This is a genomic window from Halopseudomonas sp. (assembly GCF_047631575.1).
In the GTDB taxonomy this organism is placed as follows: domain Bacteria; phylum Pseudomonadota; class Gammaproteobacteria; order Pseudomonadales; family Pseudomonadaceae; genus Halopseudomonas.
In genome coordinates, this window is record NZ_JBLIAB010000003.1 from 228,074 (window position 1) to 251,681 (window position 23,608).

The 23,608-nt window shown below is 57.0% G+C and carries 22 protein-coding genes; 12 read left to right on the plus strand and 10 right to left on the minus strand.

Annotated elements, in window-relative coordinates; translation table 11 throughout:
* Positions 1 to 8: 8 nt before the first annotated feature.
* Both relA and mazG read left to right on the plus strand, forming a co-directional pair.
* On the plus strand, positions 9 to 2,258 hold the full coding sequence (gene relA / locus ACJAXR_RS07825) for a GTP diphosphokinase (protein ID WP_415057699.1): 2,250 nt from the start codon (positions 9 to 11) through the stop codon (positions 2,256 to 2,258).
* Entirely contained in the window at positions 2,255 to 3,073 is an 819-nt protein-coding gene (gene mazG / locus ACJAXR_RS07830; RefSeq protein ID WP_415057700.1) for a nucleoside triphosphate pyrophosphohydrolase, read from the plus strand. The genes relA and mazG overlap by 4 nt, the downstream gene beginning before the upstream one ends.
* A 28-nt stretch (positions 3,074 to 3,101) precedes the next feature.
* On the opposite strand, the gene ACJAXR_RS07835 is transcribed toward mazG, so the two are convergent.
* Positions 3,102 to 3,443, minus strand: a complete 342-nt coding sequence (locus ACJAXR_RS07835) for a pilin assembly protein (protein WP_415057701.1) — start codon at positions 3,441 to 3,443, stop codon at positions 3,102 to 3,104.
* Positions 3,444 to 3,629: 186 nt separating this feature from the next.
* On the opposite strand from ACJAXR_RS07835, the gene ppc reads away from it, so the two are divergent.
* The 5 genes from ppc to ACJAXR_RS07860 all read left to right on the plus strand — a co-directional run bounded on the left by ppc (position 3,630) and on the right by ACJAXR_RS07860 (position 9,101).
* Entirely contained in the window at positions 3,630 to 6,269 is a 2,640-nt protein-coding gene (gene ppc, locus ACJAXR_RS07840; RefSeq protein WP_415057702.1) for a phosphoenolpyruvate carboxylase, read from the plus strand.
* A gap of 191 nt (positions 6,270 to 6,460) precedes the next feature.
* A complete protein-coding gene (gene adk, locus ACJAXR_RS07845) occupies positions 6,461 to 7,108 on the plus strand; it encodes an adenylate kinase (protein ID WP_415057703.1) in 648 nt (215 codons plus the stop codon).
* Positions 7,109 to 7,217: 109 nt separating this feature from the next.
* The gene (gene tsaB, locus ACJAXR_RS07850) at positions 7,218 to 7,892 is read left to right on the plus strand and encodes a tRNA (adenosine(37)-N6)-threonylcarbamoyltransferase complex dimerization subunit type 1 TsaB (RefSeq protein WP_415057704.1); all 675 of its coding nucleotides are present in this window, start codon (positions 7,218 to 7,220) and stop codon (positions 7,890 to 7,892) included.
* Between the two features lie 58 nt (positions 7,893 to 7,950).
* Positions 7,951 to 8,265 carry a hypothetical protein gene (locus tag ACJAXR_RS07855; protein ID WP_415057705.1) on the plus strand — a complete coding sequence of 105 codons (315 nt, stop codon included), beginning with the start codon at positions 7,951 to 7,953 and terminating at the stop codon, positions 8,263 to 8,265.
* Positions 8,266 to 8,300: 35 nt separating this feature from the next.
* The gene (locus ACJAXR_RS07860; RefSeq protein WP_415057887.1) at positions 8,301 to 9,101 is read left to right on the plus strand and encodes a class I SAM-dependent methyltransferase; all 801 of its coding nucleotides are present in this window, start codon (positions 8,301 to 8,303) and stop codon (positions 9,099 to 9,101) included.
* A 13-nt stretch (positions 9,102 to 9,114) separates the two neighbouring features.
* Here the strand turns inward: ACJAXR_RS07860 and plsB are convergent, their stop codons facing one another.
* A complete protein-coding gene (plsB, locus tag ACJAXR_RS07865; protein WP_415057706.1) occupies positions 9,115 to 11,592 on the minus strand; it encodes a glycerol-3-phosphate 1-O-acyltransferase PlsB in 2,478 nt (825 codons plus the stop codon).
* 360 nt (positions 11,593 to 11,952) lie between these two features.
* Here plsB and ACJAXR_RS07870 point away from each other — a divergent pair, with 360 nt between their 5' ends.
* The 4 genes from ACJAXR_RS07870 to ACJAXR_RS07885 are packed head-to-tail and all read left to right on the plus strand — an operon-like array spanning position 11,953 to position 16,475.
* Complete coding sequence (locus ACJAXR_RS07870) at positions 11,953 to 12,882, plus strand: ABC transporter ATP-binding protein (RefSeq protein ID WP_415057707.1); 930 nt, start codon at positions 11,953 to 11,955, stop codon at positions 12,880 to 12,882.
* Complete coding sequence (locus tag ACJAXR_RS07875) at positions 12,879 to 13,613, plus strand: ABC transporter permease (protein ID WP_415057708.1); 735 nt, start codon at positions 12,879 to 12,881, stop codon at positions 13,611 to 13,613. The genes ACJAXR_RS07870 and ACJAXR_RS07875 overlap by 4 nt, the downstream gene beginning before the upstream one ends.
* Positions 13,614 to 13,631: 18 nt before the next feature.
* On the plus strand, positions 13,632 to 15,476 hold the full coding sequence (locus ACJAXR_RS07880) for a Gldg family protein (RefSeq protein WP_415057709.1): 1,845 nt from the start codon (positions 13,632 to 13,634) through the stop codon (positions 15,474 to 15,476).
* A 12-nt stretch (positions 15,477 to 15,488) separates the two neighbouring features.
* Complete coding sequence (locus ACJAXR_RS07885) at positions 15,489 to 16,475, plus strand: DUF4340 domain-containing protein (RefSeq protein WP_415057710.1); 987 nt, start codon at positions 15,489 to 15,491, stop codon at positions 16,473 to 16,475.
* Positions 16,476 to 16,534: 59 nt separating this feature from the next.
* Here the strand turns inward: ACJAXR_RS07885 and trxC are convergent, their stop codons facing one another.
* The 7 genes from trxC to ACJAXR_RS07920 all read right to left on the minus strand — a co-directional run bounded on the left by trxC (position 16,535) and on the right by ACJAXR_RS07920 (position 21,563).
* Positions 16,535 to 16,966, minus strand: a complete 432-nt coding sequence (gene trxC, locus ACJAXR_RS07890) for a thioredoxin TrxC (protein WP_415057711.1) — start codon at positions 16,964 to 16,966, stop codon at positions 16,535 to 16,537.
* A gap of 64 nt (positions 16,967 to 17,030) precedes the next feature.
* Positions 17,031 to 17,483 carry an ion channel gene (locus ACJAXR_RS07895; protein WP_415057712.1) on the minus strand — a complete coding sequence of 151 codons (453 nt, stop codon included), beginning with the start codon at positions 17,481 to 17,483 and terminating at the stop codon, positions 17,031 to 17,033.
* A 4-nt stretch (positions 17,484 to 17,487) separates the two neighbouring features.
* Positions 17,488 to 17,874: a hypothetical protein gene (locus tag ACJAXR_RS07900; RefSeq protein WP_415057713.1), complete on the minus strand. Its 387-nt coding sequence runs from the start codon at positions 17,872 to 17,874 to the stop codon at positions 17,488 to 17,490.
* A gap of 11 nt (positions 17,875 to 17,885) precedes the next feature.
* On the minus strand, positions 17,886 to 18,689 hold the full coding sequence (locus ACJAXR_RS07905; protein WP_415057714.1) for a putative RNA methyltransferase: 804 nt from the start codon (positions 18,687 to 18,689) through the stop codon (positions 17,886 to 17,888).
* Entirely contained in the window at positions 18,689 to 19,825 is a 1,137-nt protein-coding gene (gene dapE, locus ACJAXR_RS07910; RefSeq protein ID WP_415057715.1) for a succinyl-diaminopimelate desuccinylase, read from the minus strand. The genes ACJAXR_RS07905 and dapE overlap by 1 nt, the downstream gene beginning before the upstream one ends.
* A 65-nt stretch (positions 19,826 to 19,890) precedes the next feature.
* On the minus strand, positions 19,891 to 20,841 hold the full coding sequence (gene rlmF, locus ACJAXR_RS07915; protein ID WP_415057716.1) for a 23S rRNA (adenine(1618)-N(6))-methyltransferase RlmF: 951 nt from the start codon (positions 20,839 to 20,841) through the stop codon (positions 19,891 to 19,893).
* Positions 20,841 to 21,563, minus strand: a complete 723-nt coding sequence (locus ACJAXR_RS07920) for a spermidine synthase (protein ID WP_415057717.1) — start codon at positions 21,561 to 21,563, stop codon at positions 20,841 to 20,843. Before ACJAXR_RS07920 ends, rlmF begins: the two co-directional genes overlap by 1 nt.
* Positions 21,564 to 21,672: 109 nt before the next feature.
* Between ACJAXR_RS07920 and tcdA the strand changes: the two genes are divergently transcribed.
* Positions 21,673 to 22,497 (plus strand): tRNA cyclic N6-threonylcarbamoyladenosine(37) synthase TcdA, encoded by an 825-nt coding sequence (gene tcdA / locus ACJAXR_RS07925; RefSeq protein WP_415057718.1) that lies wholly within the window; start codon positions 21,673 to 21,675, stop codon positions 22,495 to 22,497.
* A gap of 67 nt (positions 22,498 to 22,564) precedes the next feature.
* Here the strand turns inward: tcdA and dapD are convergent, their stop codons facing one another.
* Positions 22,565 to 23,599 (minus strand): 2,3,4,5-tetrahydropyridine-2,6-dicarboxylate N-succinyltransferase, encoded by a 1,035-nt coding sequence (gene dapD / locus ACJAXR_RS07930; protein ID WP_415057719.1) that lies wholly within the window; start codon positions 23,597 to 23,599, stop codon positions 22,565 to 22,567.
* Positions 23,600 to 23,608: the final 9 nt, after the last annotated feature.

Consider the following 23,608-nt stretch of genomic DNA (forward strand, 5'->3'; position numbering starts at 1 on the left):
CTGTCCTGATGGTACAGGTTAGGGCTATATACCCCACCAACAGTGATGGCAGCGTCGATATCGACGCATGGATCGAGCGTATTCACCAGAGGGTGCCGCTTTCCTCGCCTCAGGTTCTGCGTGAGGCTTGTGAGTGGGCCTCACAGCTCGAGCAGGACGCTGTCGCCGCGGAGAATATCTGGGCCGAAGGCGCTAACAGTTACACCACCGGTCTGGAAATGGCTGAAATACTGGCCGAGCTCAAGCTGGATCAGGACTCACTGGTTGCAGCGGTCATTTATCGGGCGGTTCGTGAGCGCAAGACTGATCTGCCTGCTGTGGCACATCGCTTTGGGGAGGTTGTCGCCGGACTGGTTGACGGTGTGCAGCGCATGGCTGCGATCAGCGTTTCGCAGAATCCGTCGAAAGCGGCGGCTTTCAGCTCCCAGTCCCAGGTCGAGAACCTGCGCAAAATGCTTGTCACTATGGTTGATGATGTACGCGTTGCCCTGATCAAGCTGGCGGAACGTACCTGTGCTATCCGCGCGGTCAAGGATGCGCCGGAAAAAAAGCGCTATCGCGTCGCGCGCGAAGTATTCGACATCTACGCACCTCTGGCCCATCGACTGGGTATTGGTCATATCAAATGGGAACTCGAGGATCTGTCATTCCGGTATATCGAGCCCTTGCAGTACAAGCAGATTGCCCAGTTGCTCGATGAGCGTCGACTGGATCGGCAGGAATATATCGACGAGGTGATGGGCCAGCTCCGCGAACAACTGGAAGAGGCAGGCATACAGGCGGAGATCACCGGACGCGCTAAACATATCTATTCGATTTGGCGCAAGATGCGCAGCAAGAATATCGATTTCAGCCAGGTCTACGACGTGCGGGCGGTAAGAGTGCTGGTCCCGCTAGTGCGGGATTGCTATACCTCCTTGGGAATAGTGCACAGTCTTTGGAGGCATATCCCTAAGGAGTTCGATGATTACATCGCCAATCCCAAGGAGAATGGCTATCGCTCCCTGCATACTGCGGTGGTTGGTCCTGGTGGCAAGGTGATGGAGGTGCAGATTCGCACTCAGGGCATGCACGAGGAAGCCGAGCTGGGGGTGTGCGCTCATTGGCGCTACAAGGGCACGGATACCCCAAGCTCTTCTTCCAGCGCCTACGAGGACAAGATCGCCTGGTTGCGTCAAGTGCTCGAATGGCACGAGGAGATGGGTGATATTGGTGGATTGGCCGAACAGTTGCGGGTGGACTTCGAGCCCGATCGCATCTATCTGTTTACTCCCGATGGCCACGTACTGGACGTGCCCAAGGGTGCGACGCCGCTGGACTTCGCGTATCGGGTGCACACGGAAATAGGGCACAGCTGCCGTGGCGCCAAGGTAAATGGACGTATCGTGCCGCTGAGTTATATCTTGCAGACCGGTGAGCACGTCGAGATCATTACCGGCAAACACAGTGGGCCGAGCCGCGACTGGCTCAACCCCAATCTGGGTTACGTCAATACGTCCAGGGCCCGGGCCAAGGTCCAGCACTGGTTCAAGCAGCAGGCCCGGGAGCAGAATGTGCTGGCCGGCAAACTTATGCTCGACCGTGAATTAACCCGCCTGGCACTCAATGGTGCCGACTATGCGCAGCTGATCGACAAGTTGAACATTCGCAGTCAGGACGATTTGTTTGCTGCGGTTGGTTCCGGTGACATACGTCTGATGCATGTGGTCAATGTGGCCCAGCAGCTGCTCGAGCCAGACCGCCACAGCGAGCAGTTGGAGTTGATTCCGCGGCGCCCGAGCAAGCCGAGTCGCCGGAGTGACATATCCATTCAGGGTGTCGGTAACCTTCTTACCCAACTGGCCGGCTGTTGCCAGCCGGTCCCCGGTGATCCCATTACCGGCTACATTACGCTCGGCCGTGGAGTGACCGTGCACCGTGCAGATTGTGCCACCGCGATGCAGCTGCAGGATCGGGACTCGGATCGCCTGATAGAAGTCAACTGGGGCAGCGAACGTGTCCAGACCTATCCGGTCGAAATTTACATCAAGGCTTATGACCGCTCTGGTCTGCTGCGCGATGTGTCGCAGATGCTCGCTAACGACAAGATAAACGTACTCGAAGTCAGTACCCGAACCAACAAGGATGATAACTACGCGGCCATGCTACTCACGGTAGAAGTGCCCAACATCAATATGCTGGGGCGCTTGCTGGCGCGTATTAGTCAACTGCCGAACATCATTGAAGCACGTCGTAATCGTAAGGAAATTCAGTCGTGAGCTATCAGCTAGATGATTTGCTGTATTTGATGGAGCGCTTGCGTGACCCGCAACATGGCTGCCCATGGGATCAACAGCAGACCTTTGAAAGCATAGTGCCGCACACGCTGGAAGAGGCTTATGAGGTAGCCGATGCGATTGCCGAGGGTGATTATCCTCAGCTTGCCGAAGAGCTGGGAGATTTACTGTTTCAGGTGGTCTACTACGCACAGCTGGGTCGGGAGGCAGATCATTTTAATTGGGATCAAGTGGTTGATGGCATTACGCGCAAGCTGGTTCGGCGTCATCCTCATGTGTTTCTAGATGGACATTTGCGCACACCTGCGGGGACTTTTACACTCGATTCTGATCAGGTCAAACAACGCTGGGAGGAAATCAAGTCGCAGGAACGCCTTGAAAAGACTACTAAGCCAGAGCAGCTTTCGTTACTCGACGACGTCCCGCACGCGTTGCCCGCCTTGAGTCGAGCGCAGAAATTGCAAAAGCGCGCTTCGCGGTCGGGCTTTGACTGGACTCAGTCGGGACCCGTTGTCGAGAAGATTGCCGAGGAGCTGGATGAGGTCCGAGAGGCTTTGGCCAGAGGTGATAATAAGGCTGTGGCCGATGAAATGGGAGACCTGCTATTTTCGGTGGTTAACTTGGCGCGACATCTTGAAGTCGATGCCGAAACGGCTCTGCGTCAAGGCAACGACAAATTCGAGCGCCGCTTCCGCTATATTGAGCGACAGCTTGCCGAGCGGGCGCTGGAGGTGAAAGATGTGGATTTGCAGCAACTGGATCAGTTGTGGGACGATGCCAAGCAAGTCGGGCTCTGAGGTTGGCAGACAGAGCCTGAATGCCTGATCAGGCCGACTTTTTTTTCTCTCCCCGCAGCGTCTGGAGATGCTTCTTGCTCAGTTCGAGAAAACGCGGGGTCATGCCTGCATCGGCGTACATCGGGTCGCCCATTTCGTCGACGGCAACCACCTCCTCTCCGGTCTTATAGGGTAGGCTCTCCTCGAGCTCTTCAAGTGCGCAGGACAACAGGTCGGTAATCAGCTCTTCCACGTGGCGTCGCGGGTACATCTCGTGGAGTGCGCCGAGCCGAGCCGCATCCTCTAGTGGCAGTTGGACCTCGTAGGTGCTGTGCGTCACAGCGCCTTTGGCGTTGCGCTCCCATTCCTGGGTAAGTTCACGGATCTTCATGTTTTCTCCCAACGCTATCTGTATAAGTTCGCTTGTGGCGATGATCACAGCATAGCGCATCGATCCGATTCTGCACGACTCTTCAGGAGCTCGCCCGTCGCCCGCTAAAGAAGTCTTAACGCGGCCCTTGTCAGGAAGTGCTCTGCGACAGCATGCTGTAAGGCATCGAGACAATAGGAGATGACGATGGCGGAGATAGATGCGCGTCTGCGCGAAGATGTTCACGAGTTGGGCGAGCTGCTGGGTCAGACGATCAAGGCGCACCTGGGTGAGGCATTTCTTCAACGTATCGAGCGCATACGTCTGGGAGCCAAGCAGGGTCGTCGTACTGACCAGGCAGCCCATGATGCATTAATCGCGGCGCTGAAAGATCTGCCCGATAACCAGCTACTACCCGTCTGTCGCGCCTTCAACCAGTTTCTCAATCTTGCCAATATTGCCGAACAGTATCACCGCAATCGCCGTCAACGGGCAGACGAGCCGGTCCGCTTCGAGCAGCGCTGCGTCAGTGACTTGTTGGTGCGGTTGAAAGAGGAAGGCTTTGACGGGGCGGCTATCCGTAAAAACGTTGAGGCGCTGGATATCGAACTGGTCCTGACCGCGCATCCAACTGAAGTGACCCGGCGTACCCTGATTCAGAAATACGATGCCATTGCGCTCGCGCTTGGCCGCCGGGACCATGACGACCTGAGTCTTGCCGAGCAGGCGAATGTGCGAGCGGATCTGGCGCGTCTGATCAGCGAAGCCTGGCATACCGATGAAATTCGTCGCAATCGTCCCACGCCAGTGGATGAAGCCAAATGGGGCTTTGCCGTTATTGAGCATTCCCTCTGGTCCGCTTTGCCCACATTTTTGCGCCAGCTGGATGATGACGTCCGAACAGCTACCGGCGCGCCGTTGGCACCGCGCACGTCGCCTGTACGTATCGCCTCCTGGATGGGCGGTGATCGCGATGGCAATCCCAACGTGACTGCGCGGGTAACCCGTGAAGTCCTGCTTCTGGGCCGCTGGATGGCAGCTGACTTGTATCTGCGTGATGTAGAGGCATTGGGTAATCAGTTGTCGATGCAAGCGGCCAGTGCGAAGGTACTGGAGCAGACTGGGCTGGTAGACGAGCCTTATCGTGCTCTTCTCAAGGGGTTGCGCGAGCGACTTGGGGCAACCCGGGACTGGGCCGAAGCGTCGCTCGTCGAAGACACTCCGGCTCCTGATAAGGTGCTCGGCAGTCTGGATTCATTACGTCAGCCGCTGGAGGACTGCTATGCCTCGTTGGTCGAGCAGGGCATGGAGTTGATCGCCAACGGTCCATTGCTAGATACCTTGCGCAGGGTCAATGCCTTTGGCCTGGGTCTGGTACGCCTGGATATCCGTCAGGACGCCGGGCGGCACGCTGACGTGTTGGCTGAATTGACCGAATATTTGCAACTGGGCCGCTACAGTGACTGGAATGAGGAGCAGCGTTGCCATTTCCTAATTGAGGAGCTGAGCAATCGTAGACCCCTTTTACCTCCGGCCTGGGAGCCGTCTCCGGAGGTTGCCGAGGTACTCGAAACCTGTCGTATAGTGGCTTCCCAACCTTCAGAGCTGCTGGGTTCCTATGTTATTTCCATGGCATCCAGTCCCTCGGATGTTCTGGCGGTCAAACTGCTACTGAAGGAAACCGGGGTGAGTTGGCCGATGCGGGTGGTACCTCTGTTTGAAACGCTAGCTGACCTGGATAACGCCGCCACCGCGATTGACAGTTTGCTCTCCTTGCAGGGCTACCGAAACATCGCCGGGGACGAGCAAGAAGTGATGATCGGTTACTCGGATTCCGCGAAGGACGCCGGTACTCTGGCCGCTGGTTGGGCACAATACCGTTCGCAGGAGGCTCTAGTGGCGGTTGCCGCCAAGCATAAGGTACAACTGCGGCTTTTCCATGGTCGGGGCGGCACGGTGGGGCGAGGTGGTGCACCGGCGCACATGGCAATTCTTTCGCAACCACCGGGTTCGGTTAATGGTCAGTTTCGGGTGACGGAGCAGGGTGAGATGATCCGTTTCAAATACGGTCTGCCGGCGATCGCTGTGCAAAGCCTCCAGCTGTATACAAGTGCCGTGCTCGAGGCGAGCCTATTGCCGCCTCCAGCCCCCGAGCCCGCCTGGCGAGAGATGATGCAGGGCCTGGCTGACCGTTCGGTGGTGGTCTACCGCGGCGTAGTGCGCGATGAGCCACAGTTCGTCGAGTATTTCCGCCAGGCCACACCGGAGCAGGAACTGGCCCGTTTGCCCTTGGGCAGCCGGCCGGCAAAGCGCAAAAGCCAGGGTGGAATAGAAAGCCTGCGGGCGATTCCATGGATTTTCGCCTGGACCCAGACCCGTCTGATGTTGCCCGCCTGGTTGGGAGCTGGGCAGGCACTGACGGAGGCGATGGAAGCGGGGGAGCAAGATAAGCTGCGGCTGATGATGGATCGGTGGCCGTTTTTCAGGGCTCGGATAGAGATGCTTGAAATGGTGCTATCCAAGGCAGACGCAGGTATTTCCCGATTTTACGAGGAGCGGCTGGCGGATCCGGACCTCTGGCCCTTGGGCGCGATGTTGCGTGCGGCATTACAGCAGGCGACCGAGGCGGTGCTTACGTTGCGCCAGACCGAGCAGCTGTTGGCGCATAATCCAGCCCTAAGCGAGTCGGTAGCAGTGCGCAACCCCTACACCGATCCGCTTCATTTGCTGCAGGCAGAGCTGATGGGACGTACCCGATCTCAGGGTGAGAATATTGATCCGGATCTTGAGCGGGCGCTACTGGTTACTGTCGCGGGGATAGCAGCAGGAATGCGTAACACGGGCTGAAGAGCCCGCAGGGCGTGGTACGACGATGGTCTGGCTTGTGCGTGCCAGGTTGGAAGTGTATGTTTAACGCCCTTTTCGCATGCCTTGCGGGTGCGATGACTTTGTTGCGTCGGCCTAAGTGCGGGCGTTTGCCAGCCGGGGGCGGCCTGCCGCCGGTGGCCCGATTTCAGTTAGATTAGGAGAGTTTGAATATGCGAGTCATCCTGTTGGGAGCGCCTGGCGCGGGCAAGGGCACCCAAGCCCAGTTCATTTGCAAGCATTTCGACATACCACAGATATCCACTGGCGATATGCTGCGTGCCGCGATCAAGGCCGGCACTGAGTTGGGCAAGCAGGTCAAAGAAGTCATGGATAGCGGACGTCTGGTCTCCGATGACCTGATTATTGGTCTGATCCGCGAGCGCATCACTCAGCAAGATTGCCAAAACGGATTTCTGTTGGACGGCTTCCCGCGTACCATCCCACAGGCGCAGGCTTTGGTTGAGGCTGGAGTTTCGATTGATCACGTCCTGGAAATTGCCGTCGACGACGAGGAAATTGTCGAGCGTTTGTCAGGTCGTCGTGTGCATCCAGGATCCGGTCGGATTTACCACATCAAGCATCAGCCGCCCAAAGTATCCGGCAAGGACGATGCTACCGGAGAGCCCCTGGTGCAGCGCGATGACGACGTCGAAGCTACCGTACGCAACCGTTTGAAAATCTACCATGAGCAGACTCAACCGCTGGTCGCTTTCTATCAGAAGCTGTCTGATACAGACGGCAAACCCAACTGCAGCCGGGTCGTGGGCGTGGGCAGCGTCGATGCTATCACTCAGCAGGTTATGAGTGCCCTAAGCTGATGTGCCAGGGCCGCCTTTCCTAGGTGGCCCGCTGAAGAATATACCCAGTGCTGCTTTTGGGCAGTCACGGTCTTTCTCCTTCTCTTGTCAATCCTTGAAACAGACCGCTATGACTACATTACTTGCTCTGGATACTGCAACCGAGGCCTGTTCGGCTGCTTTGTTACATGAAGGTCAGGTGATCCATCGTTTTGAAGTAATCCCGCGTATGCATGCTGTGCGGTTGTTGCCGATGATCGAGGAGCTGCTGGAGCAGGCCGGTATTACGCTGCGCCAGATCGATGCCTTGGTGTTTGGACGAGGCCCTGGTGCTTTTACCGGTGTACGGATTGCTACCGGCATGGTCCAGGGGATGGCGTTTGCTACCGGCAAGCCCGTTATCGATATTTCCAATCTGGCTGCTCTGGCTCAACGGGCCTGGCGTGAGCACCAGTCTGAATACGTCTGTGCGGCGATTGATGCGCGCATGGATGAGGTTTACTGGGGATGCTACCAGTTGCAGGGCAGTGTAATGCAGCTGGTTGGTAAGGAATGTGTCAGTGCGCCGGAAAAGGTCATGCTCGCTGCCGGAATGTTGGTGCCCGACGGGGCGGGCACAGGTTGGCAGTATGCCGAGCGCCTGGCGGTGAGGGTAGGCCGCAACTGGCCACAGATGCTGCCTGATGCCCGAGATCTGCTGGACTTGGCCTTGCCGCGTTGGGAGGCGGGTGCCGTACTGGACGCGGCCGACGCGCAACCGGTTTACCTGCGTGACAAAGTGGCCTCCCCCCGGCAATCCGGCTGACTTTGCCTTTTTCCGCAATGCAGGATAATCTTGCGGCCGTATCTCCTGGAGTTTCCCTATGCGTCTGGATGGTTATATTCCATTCACTGCGCTTCCAGAGCGCAGTGCTCGTCCTGTGGTCCCTGTGGCCAACAGTGAACCTGCGCGCGCGGGACAGACTGCACCTGCAGCACCTGTCGAGCCACCCAGAGCGCTTACACCCCGTGCCGTGAACGCCTCCACCGCCAATGCCGAGTACATACCCGCCAGGCGTGAGGCTCAGGAGCCGGTCTATGGCGGAACCAACCGTGCGCTGGCCAGCTATCAATCCACTGCCAACCTGCCAGTCAACGACCAGGCGGACAGTATATTTGGCGTCGATCTGTTTGCCTGATTTTACTCCCTACTCTCCGGCTTTCTCCTGTGAACATATTGCGCCCTGAACAACCCTCGGCTTGCGTCGTCGCAGTCACTTGGCTGCAGCCTGAATTGCGTGTGCACGCAGGCGAACTGGCGGCCTCATTGGCACTGCCGTTGGTCGAGCCTTTGGCAGGAGGTGCCTTGCTGCTTCTCCAGGTGGGCGACGATGGGCTTAGACTGCAGCTCACTGGTGCGGATGCGCCCGGGGCCGTTCAGGTGGACTTCGTCGCGGGTGCGCTAGCGCACCGGCGTCAATTTGGTGGTGGAACTGGGCAGATGGTAGCTAAAGCGGCGGGTTTGCGCGGCTCAATGCGCCCAACCATACTTGACGCGACGGCCGGTCTAGGGCGAGATGCTTTTGTGCTGGCCGCGCTAGGCTGCCAGGTAACGATGATTGAGCGGCAGCCGGTGATAGCTGCGTTACTGGCTGATGGCCTCGCGCGTGCTCGGCACGCGGGAGGCGAGGTCGCAGAGATTGCCAGCCGCATGCAGCTGATTCAGGCGGACGCCATTAGTGCAATGGCCGATTGGCAGATGGCGGTGCCCCAGGTCATACATCTGGATCCGATGTTTCCGCACCGGGACAAGTCGGCGCTGGTCAAAAAAGAAATGCGCGTGTTTCGTCCTTTGGCCGGCGATGATCTGGACGCTCCGGCGCTCCTGGCAGCTGCCCGGAAGCTTGCCAGCCACCGCGTGGTAGTCAAACGGCCCCGCAAAGCGTCGGCCATTGCAGGGCCGGCGCCGACCGCTGAGCTCAGCGGTCAGTCGAGCCGCTACGACATCTACGGCATCAGAAAGCTCGAAGTCTAGATCTTTTCAACGGTCAAGCTGGTGTTTTCGAGGCCCGTGCCACCTGTCTGATCGACAGCCTTATTTCCGCGCTGAGTACTCTTCTGGCGGTATTTTCAGCAATATCCTCCATGTCCGGTGAATAGCTGAGACGTCCTTCACTATCACGTCTTACTACCGCCATTTCGTTTAGCCGTTGAATAAACTGGCGAAACAGTATCTTGTCGAAGAACTCAGGTGCATTCAGACCGTGCAGAATCGACAGGCGCTGGGCCATGACGGAGCAGAGTGCTTCCAGCTCCTCCGCGGTTAGGCTGCCATTGGGATGACTGAACAACAATGCAGAGGCCATGTAAAAGCGTTCCAGCGTCTGCAGGATGCTGCGCGCCAGCAGCGTGAGCAAGACGAACTCCCCGGAACTGGTTTCCGGCCGGGCAATCTGACCGACTTTTTCATGCAGTAATCCCTCAGCGATAAGTCCGTCGATCCAGTTATCGATTACGCCGGGCAACTCATCTAGATCCCACTGAAGAAAAAGTTCACGTTGCAGATAGGGATAGATCCCGGTCACCAGTCGACTAATCTGCTCGCGTCCCATTCTTGAATTATTCAGGAACAGACAGGCGATCAATGCGGGCAGCGCAACCAGGTGCAATATGTTGTTGCGATAGTAAGTCATGAGAACTGCCTGGGGCTCATCGAGGTAGAGAATCTCACCCAGGGCATCAGATTGGCGACCGATCATACCCATACTTTCGACGTAGCGGATCAACTGCGCGCCACCCATGTCCGGCTGGGTAACGCTGCTACTGTAGGGCACCCGTCGCAACAGCGCGCTGTAACGGTTGAGCACCTGCTCAAGCGCTGGCTCATCCAGTGCCAAACGGCTAGTAGACAGCATCGACAAAGCCACCAGGTTGACCGGGTTCGCATCGGCGGCGGCGTTTATGGCGTTGGCCAGGGTACGAGCCAGCTGGTCGGTGACGGTGGGCAGCCAGTCAGGCCGATAATCGGGTGCATGACTTTGCTGACGCCATCCGGGTTGCTGCTGGTCAAGAAAGGAATGCAGCGATACCGGCTCGCCGAAGTTGACTGCAACATGCCCAAAACGCAGTTTCAGGGCTGAGAGCACTCGGAAAATATCGAAAACCGATTCCTTTTTCTTTTCCCGACCGCGCAGCTCGCCCAGGTAGGTCCGGCCTTCGAGCACCCGTTCATAACCAATATATACAGGCACGAAGACTATCGGTCGGCGGGAGGATCGCAGAAAGCTGCGCAGGGTGATCGAGAGCAGGCCGGTTTTGGGATTCAATGTGCGCCCGGTACGCGAGCGGCCACCTTCGATAAAGTATTCCGTAGGAAACCCGCGGCTGAAAAGCGTATGCATGTATTCGTTGAAAACCGCCGTATACAGCTGGTTGCCTCGGAAGCTGCGGCGCATGAAGAAGGCACCACCGCGTCGCAGGATGCCGCCGACTAGCGGTATGTTCAGGTTGACGCCGGCTGCAATGTGCGGCGGTGTCAGATTGTTCTGAAAGAGCAGTGACGACAGGAGCAGGTAGTCGATATGGCTTCGATGGCAGGGCACGTAAATAATTTCATTGCCCGGCGCGATGCGTTGTACCCGCTCAATGTGATTAACACGGATGCCATCGTAGAGTTTGTTCCAGAACCAGGAAAGTACCACCTCCAGGAAGCGAATGGTGCTGTAGGTAAAATCCGAGGCGATCTCGTTGGCGTAGCGTGCAGCCTCCTTGCGGGTCTTCGCAGGGTCCACGTTGCGCTCTTGCGCTTCGAGCTGAATCGCCTGGCGAACCTGTGGCGACTGCAGGAGTCCCTTTAGCAACGTGCGCCGGTGCGACAAGTCAGGGCCGATCACCGCGCCGCGCTGTTGGCGAAAATGCACACGCAGTAAACGGTTAATGCGTCGCAGGCTGCGTTCTGGGCCCAGATCCTCGTGCATCAGCTCACGCAGCGACAGACTGCGGCCGAAATGCACACGAATTTTTCGGCCATGCAGCACGATCGCCAGCAGCTTGCGCAGGCGCCCGGTCACAGTCCAGTTGTAGGCGAACAGCAGCTTCAGCGGGGAAGACTCAACATCCGGTGACTGACCCCAGAAAACGCTGACTGGTACTAACTGTACCTCCTCGCAGTGGTGCTGCTGAACCGCATGAAGTGCTCGCAACAGTTGAGGCGACTGGTCACGCGGATCGGGCCTGCTCACCCATGCTCTGGCATTACTCAGAAAGACGTAGGATTCGCGTTCCATCAGCTCGCCATGGGGTGCTCGTACCGGGCGCGGTAAACCCGCTTTCAAGCATTCACGGTCCAGCACGATCAGGTCCGCCAGCGAGCGGTAGGGCAGCACATAGACAATCGGTTGGTTCTGATCGAGATGCAGGTTGAATGCGCCGTTGCCGATACTGTCGGAACGCGCCCAGAGATAAAGCAGTCGGCGCAGTGAACCAAAACGTAAGCGACCGAAAAATGATGAGTAAACAGCTGGCATGGGGCTTCCTGAATGGAAAGGTATTCGCGGTCCCTGCGCGCAAGGCATACGCAGCTGGATTCTAGCGGTTTTGTGGGTTGGTTACAGCTGGCGCTGAGGTAAGCTTCGCAGAATAATGACGCACCCCTTGAAATAAGCGTAACAGGTTCATATAGTCGTCGCCTTGAGCGCTGAACCATTCCTTGCTGCCAGTCCGAGCAGAGCTGGGGCGCGGCCTCGGCCTACAGACCTTTCTGGTCTCTGATCGTTCGTGCCCGTCCAATGCCTGCCCCACTTTCACGTAAATCAATGTATTCTTGCGCACTGCATTGCCCGCCTGTTTGCGGCGCATCTGTATTTTTGGGGATAACGGAAGAGGCCATGATAAAGATAAACAGCCTGACCAAACGCTTTGGCGAACACACTGCCGTGGATAATCTGTCGTTTGACGTGAGTCCCGGCGAAGTATTGGGCTTTCTCGGCCCGAATGGCGCCGGCAAATCGACCACAATGAAAATGCTGACCGGATTTCTCACGCCTGATGGTGGCTCTGCTTCTGTTGGCGGATTCGATATCCAGACTCAGACACTGCTTGCCCAGCAGCAAATGGGATACTTGCCTGAAGGCGCACCCTGTTATGGCGACATGCGCGTCAAGCGCTTCCTGGAATTCATCGCTGAGATTCGTGGCTTCAGCGGTGCGCAAAAGCACAAGCGGGTGGCATGGGCAGCGGAGCAACTGGAGCTGGGTGCAGTCATGGGGCAGAGCATCGAAACCTTGTCCAAGGGCTTCAAGCGGCGGGTAGGTCTCGCTCAGGCCATTTTGCATGACCCCAAAATCCTGATTCTGGACGAGCCCACTGATGGACTTGATCCCAATCAGAAGTATCAGGTGCGCAAGTTGATCAAGCAGCTGGCTGAAGGCAGCAACAAGATTGTGGTCATATCGACCCATATTCTCGAAGAGGTCAGTGCGGTGTGTACCCGTGCGGTGGTCATTGCCCATGGCCGGTTGCTCGCTGACGGCACGCCGGAGCAGCTTGAAGCCCGCTCTCGCTATCATCAGGCGGTAACTGTCGCCCTTGAGCAACCGGTGGACAGTCAGCCGCTGCTGGCACTACCTGGGGTTGCCGCAGTGGAAGTGAGGCCTGACGGGCATCTATTGACCATTATCGCTAAACCCGGCGAAGTGATTTTTCCTGCTGTGGGGCAATATGCCCAAGACCATGGCTGGCCAGTGCTCGAATTATCGGTAGAGCGTGGTCGTCTGGATGAAGTCTTCCGCCGTCTGACTGCGGAGGACGCAGCATGAAAAATCTAGGTGTTATCTTCAAGCGTGAACTGGGCAGTTATTTTGCTACGCCGCTGGCCTATATCTTTATCGTGATCTTTCTGGTGTTGGCGGCGGTATTTACCTTTTATCTGGGCGGGTTTTACGAAAGTGGGCAGGCTGACCTGAACGCTTTTTTCAATTTCCATCCGTGGCTTTACCTGTTTCTGGTGCCCGCGGTGGCAATGCGGTTGTGGGCTGAAGAGCGCAAGTCCGGCACTATCGAGTTATTGATGACTCTGCCGGTCTCACGGACTGACATGGTGCTCGGCAAATTCCTGGCAGCATGGGTTTTCATTGGCCTGGCCTTGTTGTTAACGTTCCCGATCATCATTACGGTCAATTACCTGGGTTCCCCCGACAACGGTGCGATTTTCACCGGTTATCTGGGTAGCTGGCTACTCGCCGGAGGCTATCTGGCCATTGGCTCGTGCATGTCAGCATTGACCAAGAATCAGGTGATTGCGTTCATCGTCAGTGTGGTCGCCTGTTTTATCTTCATCGTCAGTGGATTCTCCCTGTGGCTCGACCTGTTTGCCGGGTGGGCGCCTCAGTGGCTGCTTGACGCTATTGCCTCACTCAGCTTCCTGATTCGTTTCGATGCCATCAGCAAGGGCGTCCTGGATCTGCGTGACCTGCTGTATTTTATTTCGCTCATGGCTGTGTGGTTACTGGCTACTGCGATTGTCATCGACCTGAAAAAGGCCGATTGAGGCGAAGGAGACACAATAATGAAACGTTTGATGTATTCAGGCACTGGCCTGCTGGTCCTGCTGCTGGCCTTCCTCGCGTTTAACATGGCTTCTAACACCCTTCTCCCAGGGGTGCGGATCGATTTGACCGAGCAGAAGCTGTACACCATTTCCGATGGTACCCGCGAAATCCTTACGGGACTGGAAGAGCCGGTCACGCTGTATTTCTTTTTCTCAGACAGCGCTAGCAAGGATATGGTCATCCTGCGCAACTATGCACGTCGGGTAGAAGAGCTCCTGCAAGAATATGAGCGGGTTGCAGGGGGCAAGATTGATCTGCAGATTATTGATCCGCAACCCTTCTCCGAAGCCGAAGATCGGGCTGCAGAGTTCGGACTCCAGGCGATCCCGCTTCCGCAGAGCGGAGAGAAGCTGTATTTCGGCCTGGCGGGCAGCAATACGCTGGGTGAGCGTGAAGTGATCCCCTTTTTCGCACTGGAACAGGAAGGGTTGCTTGAGTACGAGCTCAGCCGGCTGATCAATAGCCTGGCCCAACCGGAAAAGGCACGCATTGGCATCATAAGTGGTTTGCCCCTGGGTGGTGGCATGAATCCAATGACCGGGCAGCCTGCCGCGCCCTGGGTGGTATTTGAACAGATCCGCCAATTATTCGAGATAAGCAACCTCAAAAGCGATATGACCGAGGTGCCTGATGATATCGACGTGCTCATGCTGGTGCACCCTAAAGCATTGACCGAACAGGCCCTGCACGCAGTGGATCAGTTTGTGCTGCGTGGCGGTAAATTGTTAGCATTTATCGACCCGCTGGCTGAGGCCGACCAGAGCCAGGAAGCGATGATGGAGGGGATGGCAGACGGCAAGTCGTCGGACCTGTCGCCTCTGCTGAAAAACTGGGGGGTTAATTTCGATGCCGAGAAGGTCGTACTGGACGCTCGTCTGGGTATGTCGGTCAGTCGAGGTGAGGGGCAATTGCCAGCGCGTCATATAGGTTGGCTTGAAGTCGAACAAGCTCAGCTTAATAAAGAAGATACCGTCACTGCACCGTTAAGCCTGCTGACTGTCGCAACCGCCGGTGCGTTGGTGCCAATTGAAGGGGCGATGACCCAGTTCACGCCCCTGTTCTCAAGCACTGCAAAGAGTGCCTTGATTGCCAGCAGTGCTTTCGCCCGTATGCAGGATCCGGAAGTGCTACTCGATGGTTTCGCGCCGGATTCGAATATCTATCACTTTGCTGCGCGCCTGCAGGGCCCGGCAGTATCGGCCTATCCTGATGCGCCGGAAGGGAGTGAGCCGGGTCTTCAATCAGCTGACAATATCAACGTGATGGTGATTGCCGATACGGATCTGTTGACCGATCGCATGTGGGTGCAAGTGCAGGATTTCTTTGGCGAACGTGTACCCCAGCCATGGGCAGACAACGGTGGACTGGTGATCAACGCGCTGGATAATTTATCGGGCTCTGAAGCGCTGATCAGTGTGCGCTCGCGTGGGGATTTCAGCCGCCCCTTCACCGTGGTCGAGAATCTGCAGCGCACCGCTGAACGTCGTTATCGTGCCAGCGAACAGCGACTGCAGCAGCAGCTGGCCGTAACGGAGCAACGATTGGCCGAACTCCAGCAGGGCCAGGATCCTTCGCAAATGGCGGAAATGAGTGCCGATCAGCAACAGGCGGTGCAAGGTTTCATTGATGAGAAGCTGGCCATTCGCAAGCAGCTGCGTGATGTTCGTTTCCAGCTTAACGCAGACATCGAGGAGTTAGGCACCTGGCTCAAGGTGATCAATATTGCCTTGGTACCGGCGTTGCTGACGCTAGGGATTTTGCTTTGGTGGCTGATCCGTCGCCTGCGCCGACGTTCTGCATAAGGAGGCTGCACGATGAAGATGAAGCTTTTCGCCATATTAGCCGTCATCTCGGTATTGTTGATCGCTCTGGCGCTTCAGCGTCAGGGTGATAATCGGGTAGAGGATCTGCAGAGCCGTTCGCTCCTGTCCGAAGCGCAAATGGAGCTACTTGGGCAAGTGGATCGCATCAGTCTGAGCAAAGGTACTGACGGGGGTGTTGATCTGGTCCGCGAGGACGACCGTTGGGGCGTCGTTAGCAGTGACCGGTTCCCGGCTCAAGCGGCGCGTATTGCAGCGCTGTTACATGCCATGCGCGGTGCGCGGGTGATCGAAGAACAAACCGATAATCCGGACTACCATGCGCGACTGGGCCTGAATGTCGAGCAATCAAGGGGTTCGCCGCTTCAGGTTCGTCTGGAGCACAATGGCGACGTTATTACCCTGTTGTTTGGTAATCCAGTCGGGTCGGGTCAGCTCGTGCGTTTTGCTGGGGAAGACCAGGTGTGGTTGATCAACAGACCCTTTGGTATGAGCCTCAACCCGCGTGAATGGCTTGATTTGAACGTTGCGCAGATCCCGATGGAAAGTGTCGCAAAAGCGCGCTGGGAACATCCTGACGGAGAAGTTATTGAGTTGGAAAAGGCCTCCGAGGGTGATTATAACCTTCGACTCACGGGTCCTGATTCAGCGCAACAGCAGGGCAGTGAGCGTTGGATCAACAGTATGGTTCTGGCATTGATTGGGCTTAACGCCCAGGATGTGGCTTTACGCAGTGATCTGCAGCTGGGCGAGCCTAACGTGCAAATGCAAGTCATGACCTGGAATGGTGCTGAACTGGCTGCCAGCCTCTATGACGTGTCCGGTCGTTTTTGGTTGATCATTGACCGTTTTGAACAGCCAGTCGATGGCGAGTTTGGCGTGAATGCAGATCCGCGCTGGGCATTTCAGCTTGGGGTTGCTCAGGTTGAGAGTTTAAACAAACGTCGTTCGGATCTCATTCGTAGCGCCGAGGTTGAATAGTCTATTGTGCTTGAAAGCCCGCCAGTAGTTTTCTCTGCCGGGCTTTTTCACAACAGACACTAACCGAGTTGCTGTTTGACCCACTGGGTGAATTGTCCGGCCGGCATTGCGCCCGCTACGCGGGCGACTTCCTTGCCGCGCTGCATTATCAGTAGAGTTGGAATGCTGCGAATACCGAAACGGGCTGCCAGTGCCTGTTCATCTTCGGTGTTCACCTTTGCCAGTCTTGCATGCGGTTCCAGAGTGTCAGCGGCTTTTTCAAATACCGGTGCAAACTGGCGACAAGGGCCGCACCAGGGTGCCCAGAAATCCACTATCAACGGTAGATCTGAACTTGCATGGGCGTTGAACGTGCTAGCACCTAAGGGGAGTGGTTGGCCAGTGAACAGGGTTTTCTTACAGACACCGCAAACAGGCCCCTCCGTGAGTCTGGCCTCATCGACACGATTTTTTCGGTGACAATGTGGGCATGCGATGATCATCTGAGTCATGGCTGATTCCTTTAATCGGTAATGAGTCGGAGGGCAGGCTGTCGGCTACTGGGTTAAGGACGTTTTAGCCGCTGTCCAAATTGCGCCAGTGGGTCTGTATCTCTACGAAGGTCAAGGACGCCGACCAGGTCAACAACATGAATCCGACCAGGGCTTCAGTGCCGAACAGGAAGCGCAGATGGCCGACTGGGTAGACATCACCGAAACCGACTGTCGTAAAGCTGGTCGCTGACAGATAGATGAAGTCAAGCAGGTCCGCATCGACCATCCCGCCAATCGTGCCTGTGGTATCGCCGACGTCAACCAGGAGCCAAGCGCCAACGCCGAATAGCCATATTTGCGCAACGTGAGCGCAAAAAAGGCCACCGGTCAGGGTTATTATTCGTGTACGGAGTGAGAGTGATTTATACCGTTTAAGCCGCAAGCGAAGAAAAAAGGATGCCTCGTAGTGCAAGAGCATCGCCAGCAGGACGAGTCCCATTGTGGCGCCTGCAACGATCAAGTGATCCGGTGTCATAAGGCTAGGCCTTGATCGCCCAGGTAAATTCAACTTCGCCGCTGGCATTCACCTTGATCCAACGGTCCATCTCTGGGTCATCCTCTTCCTCTGACCAACCTCCCACAGAGCAACGTGCTTCTTCCTGCAGTCCCTGAAAAATAGCACGGGCACAGTCCAGATCAGTTTCCCATGGTGTATGCGCGCTGTCGAACCAGACGCTCGCCCACTTGCCGGCCGCTTTGCGAATAATCATCAGTGCAATCTGATGTTTGTCGCAGGTCAGTGTGCCCCGCCGCACCAGCTCGTGCCAGGGTTTGAGTTCCAGCGGGCCGATCTGTTGGTTCAACCAAGCGGTAAGCGCGTCCAGGTGTTCTTCACGCAGATAAATCTCGATATCGGGTTGGCGCACTAATAATGTCCTCAGCAGCGTTGCAGCAAGACCAGTCGCATGGCCACTTCAAGGCCGGTCAGGCCTGTTTCGATCACGGCCCGTTGACGCTCCGGGCTGCTGCGAAATCCGTGTGGCGTCATGCCGATCAGGTTGGCCAGATCGGCCGGTGTCAGATCCAGAGCATAGCGCAGGGTCTGGTCGTTGACGATGTTAAGACCCTCGGGTAATGCCTTGATCAATTCGGGAGTCGGATGAATGCTTTCGTAGAGCTGCTCGCGCAAGCTCATCAAATGATCGGGATGGGGGCCGACCAGCAGCAGCTGGCCGCCAGGCTTCAGACAACGCAGGCACTCTTCCCAGGTCCATGGACTAAAAACGCACAAGGCGCTATCCAGGCTCGCGTTCGGAACAGGCAGGCGTGCCGTGGATCCTACCAGCCACTGTATATCCCGCGTGCGCCGGCACGCTTTGATAATAGCGTCTTTGCTTATATCCAGGCCGCCGATCGCGCAATTGACCAGTGCCTGCTTCAGTTGCGCCGTGTAATAGCCCTCGCCACATCCCATATCCAGTAACGCCGCCGGCTGGGCTGTACCCAGCAGTTCACCAATACGATCACTTACTGGCTGATAATGACCGGCATTCAGGAAGGCCTGTCGACAGGCGAGCATCGTTGGTGTGTCACCGGGTTGGCGGCTCTTTTTATGCTGCACCAGATGGAGATTGAGATAGCCCTGGCGGGCCCGATCGTAGCCATGATTGTTTATGCAGCCCCAGTGGTGAGCGTCGGGCTGCAGTGATTTATGGCAAAGGGGGCAGATGAGCTCAAGCATCAGGTCAACAGCCGCTCCATGGTCGCCTGGTAGATATCGGTAAGGGTGTCCAGATCGGCGGCACTGACATGCTCGTTCAGCTGGTGAATGGTAGCGTTGATTGGTCCGAGCTCAACAACCTGGGTTCCCATGGTCGCGATGAAACGGCCGTCGGACGTACCCCCTGTGGTGGAGGGTTGAGTCTCGCGGCCGGTTACCTGAAGGATGGCGGCACTGACGCCATCGAGTAGGGCGCCTGGTTCAGTCAGAAAGGGCTGTCCCGAGAGGGTCCAGTCCAATTCGTAGTCAAGACCATGCTGGTCGAGGAGGTTGCGTACCCGAAGCTGCAGGCCCTCGGCGGTTGATTCGGTAGAAAATCGAAAGTTGATCAGTGCGACCAGTTCTCCGGGGACCACGTTAGTGGCGCCTGTGCCGGCGTTGATATTGGAGATCTGGAAGCTGGTCGGCGGGAAAAACGCGTTGCCCGCGTCCCAGTTTTCCGCTGCCAGAGCTGCCAGAGCAGGGGCGGCCAGATGGATGGGGTTGCGCGCTAGATGCGGGTAGGCGACGTGGCCCTGCTTGCCCATAATCATCAATCGGCCGTTGAGTGATCCGCGGCGACCATTCTTGACCACGTCGCCCACCCGCTCCGTGCTTGAAGGCTCGCCGACAATGCACCAGTCGACCGTTTCGCCGCGCTCTACTAGGGTATTGACAACCTTGACTGTGCCGTCATTGGCGGGCCCTTCCTCATCACTGGTTATGAGGAAGGCGATCGAGCCCCGGTGGTTCGGCGAGGCCGCGACGAAACGCTCTACTGCTACCAGCATGGCTGCGAGGCTGCCCTTCATGTCGGCCGCACCACGCCCGTGCAACATGCCTTCGCGTAGGGTTGGCTCGAATGGCGGGTTATCCCAGCGCTCAAGCGGGCCAGTGGGGACGACATCGGTGTGGCCAGCAAAACAGAGCACCGGACCTTCGTTACCGCGACGTGCCCAGAGATTGTCGACCTCGCCAAAGCGCATGGACTCGAGATGGAAGCCGCAGGCAGCGAGGCGCGTGGCCATTAACTGCTGGCAGCCGGCGTCATCCGGTGTGGTCGAGTTGCGGGCGATCAGCTCGCAGGCGAGTTCAAGCGTCGGGGAAAGTTCGGTCATGGTGGTTTCGCAGTGGCTGGATTACCGCGCAATGATAGCAGAATCACGCAGCATCGGGCCGACCGTCAAGGTTTGTGCGGCTGTGGCCAGCGCGCTTTGCGCCACGCGCGTCTCTGCTTCTTGTCGAGGAAGGTCCAGGCGAGCAGTCGGCTGTGCTTTTCGCCCTGGGCCATCTCCAGGCTGCGCACATCGGTTGCACCCAGAGTGCGCAGCTGCTGTTCAAGCGCCGGTATGTTGGATGCCTTGGACACCAGACTGCTGAACCAGAAAACCTGGCCAGCGAGCTCTGCGCTCTCGGCGATCATGCGGGCAAGAAATCCACTCTCGCCACCATTACAGATCAGCTCGTTACTCTGGCCACCAAAATTCAGGCCTGGGCTCTCTTCCAGCGATTTTCCCTTGTTAAGCTTTTGCCATTTCTGCCGGTTAGCGTCTTTGGCAGCACCGGCACTGGGATGGAAAGGGGGGTTGCACAGCGTGAAGTCGAATTGCTCCTGTGCCGCGACAATGCCATGAAAAACGCGATCGGGATCGGCTTGGAGGCGTAGGCTGATATGCGGCTGCATCTTGGGGTTGGCGGCTAATATGCGTGCAGCATTCTCCAGTGCATTCTGGTCAATGTCGCTGCCGACAAAGCACCACTGATACTCATTCTGGCCAATCAATGGATACACCAGATTCGCCCCGGTGCCGATGTCCAGTCCAACCAGTTTGGGACCGGTGGGGATCTGGCCGTCATGGCTGTCGCCAAGCAAGTCCGCCAGTGTATGCAGGTAATCAGCGCGACCAGGGATCGGCGGGCACAGATAACCGGCTGGTATATCCCAGTCTAGGATGCCGTATTGTGCCGACAGCAATGCGCGATTGAGCTCACGCACGGATTCAGGGTTGCTGAAGTCCAGCGTCCGGTCGCCGGTTTTGCCCACTATGATGAGTTTTTTTAGTGCCGGATTGGCGGCGGCAAGGGCGCCAAAGTTGTAATGCCCCTTGTGCTTGTTGCGAGAATGGAAGGGCATCAGGCTTTGACTCCTAGATAAATAGTATTAGTGGCTTCACCGTTTTGAAACGGATTGAAGAAAGGAACAACATGAGCGGCGGCCCGAGTAAAGACCGCATCCATTACCTGCATAAATTCGCTATCTGGCGGGTCCTGTGACCAAAGTGCAAATACACCGCCGGTCCTAAGTTGCTGGCTCATCCGCGCGAGATTGGCAACCGTGTAAAAACTGGCGTTGGACTGGTGCAGCAGCGCGCGAGGCGAATGGTCGATATCCAGCAGTATCGCATCGAAGGTTCTAGCCGGGCACTGTGGGTCAAAGCCCTTGTCTTGCGCTACGGCCAGCTCGAAGAAACTGCCGTGTACATAGCGGCTGCGAGAGTCGGCGTTGAGCTCCTTGCCCAGTGGTACTTTCTCCTGCTGATGCCAGCGGATTACCGTCTCCAGGTAATCGACTATCAGCAGTTCGCTGACGCGCGGGTCCTTCAGTGCGGCGACGGCGGTGTAACCCAAGCCCAGGCCGCCAACGACGACTTGCAGATTATCGCCCTGCAGTGCCGCTAGGCCCAAGTCGGCCAGCGCTATTTCTGCCTCGAAAAACATGCTCGACATTAGGAACTCGTCGCCGAGCTTGACCTCGTATATATCACGGTCGCCGAGCGCAGGTATTCGCCGGCGGCGCAGGGAGATTTCGCCAATGACAGAGGGTTGGATATCGATTTCTTCAAACAGCAAACCCATGAGCGCTCCGGATGAATAATTGCGGCGAACATGTTAACACCACTACGGCGTCTGCGCGCCGGCAGGACTCAGCTGGGCTATAATTGCGCGGTGTTTTGCAGAGGTGCCCATGGCCGAAGATATTACAGTTGAAGAACCCACTACCGATGATCCGCGTTTTGCTGGTATCGCTCGGTTGTATGGACGAGAAGCGTTTGAACAATTACGCCGTAGCCACATTGCCGTGGTCGGTATCGGCGGGGTGGGCTCCTGGGCAGCCGAGGCGCTGGGCCGTACCGGGATCGGGCGTATCACGTTGATTGATCTGGATGAGGTGTGCCAGACCAACACTAATCGGCAGCTACCAGCCATGACCGGACACATCGGACGACCTAAGGTTGAGGTGATGGCCGAGCGGCTGCGGGCAATCAATCCGGATTGCGAGGTACGAGCCGTAATGGATTTCGTCACAGATCGCACTTTGCCAGACTACATTACCGAAGACCTCGACGGTGTTGCCGACTGTATTGATAGTGTGAAATCCAAGGTTGAGCTGATTGCCTGGTGTCGTCGCAGACGCATTCCCATTGTGACGGCAGGGGGTGCGGGTGGGCAGATTGATCCCACGAAGGTGACGGTGGCGGACCTCTCCCGAACGACAAATGACCCGCTGGCCGCGAAGGCGCGCTCGCAGTTGCGACGCAACCATAATTTCCCCGGTGCTGACAGCAAACGTAGCTTTGGTGTGCCCTGTGTGTACTCTACCGAGCAACTGCGTTATCCGGCTCCGGATGGCACTGTCTGCCTGCAAAAAAGCTTCGATGGTGAGACGGTCAAACTCGACTGTGAGGGTGGGCTAGGCGCGGTATCGATGGTCACTGGTACCTTCGGCCTGGTGCTGGCGGCGAGACTGGTTGACCGGATATTGCTCAAAGCAGCGGTCGGCAGGTCCTAGATTAAGAAAGACAAAAGGCCCGTCCGACTAGCGGAATGGGCCTTTTTATGACTGCCTTTCGGGCTGCTCAGTTGTGCGCGTGCAGCATCTCGTTCAGCTGGATCGAGCTCTTGTTGGTCTTGCATTCGATCGAGCCGGTTTGCGAGTTACGGCGAAACAGTAGGTCTGGTTGGCTGGCCAGATCACGAGCCTTGACGATCTCTACCAGATTGTCCGAGTCATCAAGCAGCGCAACCTTGATGCCGGCGGTGATGTACAGGCCCGCTTCGATAGTACAGCGGTCGCCCAGTGGAATACCGATACCAGCGTTCGCCCCGATCAGACAGCCTTCACCAATCGAGATGACGATGTTGCCACCGCCTGAGAGCGTACCCATGGTCGAGCATCCGCCGCCGAGATCGGACCCCTTGCCAACGAATACGCCTGCGGAGATGCGACCTTCAACCATGCTGGTACCGGCTGTTCCAGCGTTAAAGTTAATAAAGCCTTCGTGCATCACCGTGGTGCCTTCACCCACATAGGCGCCCAGGCGTACCCGTGCAGTGTGAGCGATGCGCACACCAGCAGGTACCACGTAATCGGTCATGCAGGGGAACTTGTCGATGCTCAATACATTGAGTGTCTCACCAGCCAAGCGAGCAGCAAGCTGCCGCTGGGGTAATTCGTTGATATCGATTGCTCCCTGGTTAGTCCAGGCCACGTTGGGCAGTAACGGAAAAATGCCGGCGAGCACAACGCCATGCGGCTTGACCAGACGGTGAGACAACAGGTGCAATTTCAAGTAGGCCTCAGGCGTGGAGACGGGAGCAGCATCGGTCTCGAGTAGCGTCGCAACGATTGGACGATTGCTGCTCTCGAGCTGGCTAAGGATTGCGCCAACCTCGATAAAACCACCCTGGCCGAGTGCCTCGCCGATGACGCGGCATTGGCTCGGGGACAAGGTAATAGCCTTATTGCCGCCGCTGTAACCAAGTTGTTCAGCAACAATTTTGACCATCTCGGGCTCGGGGTTGAGCAGGGGTCGCGGGTAAAAAACCTCGAGCCATTCACCCTCGCTGTTGTGTGTGCCGATGCCAAAGGCCAGGCTGAAACATTCGCTCATTGCGTAATT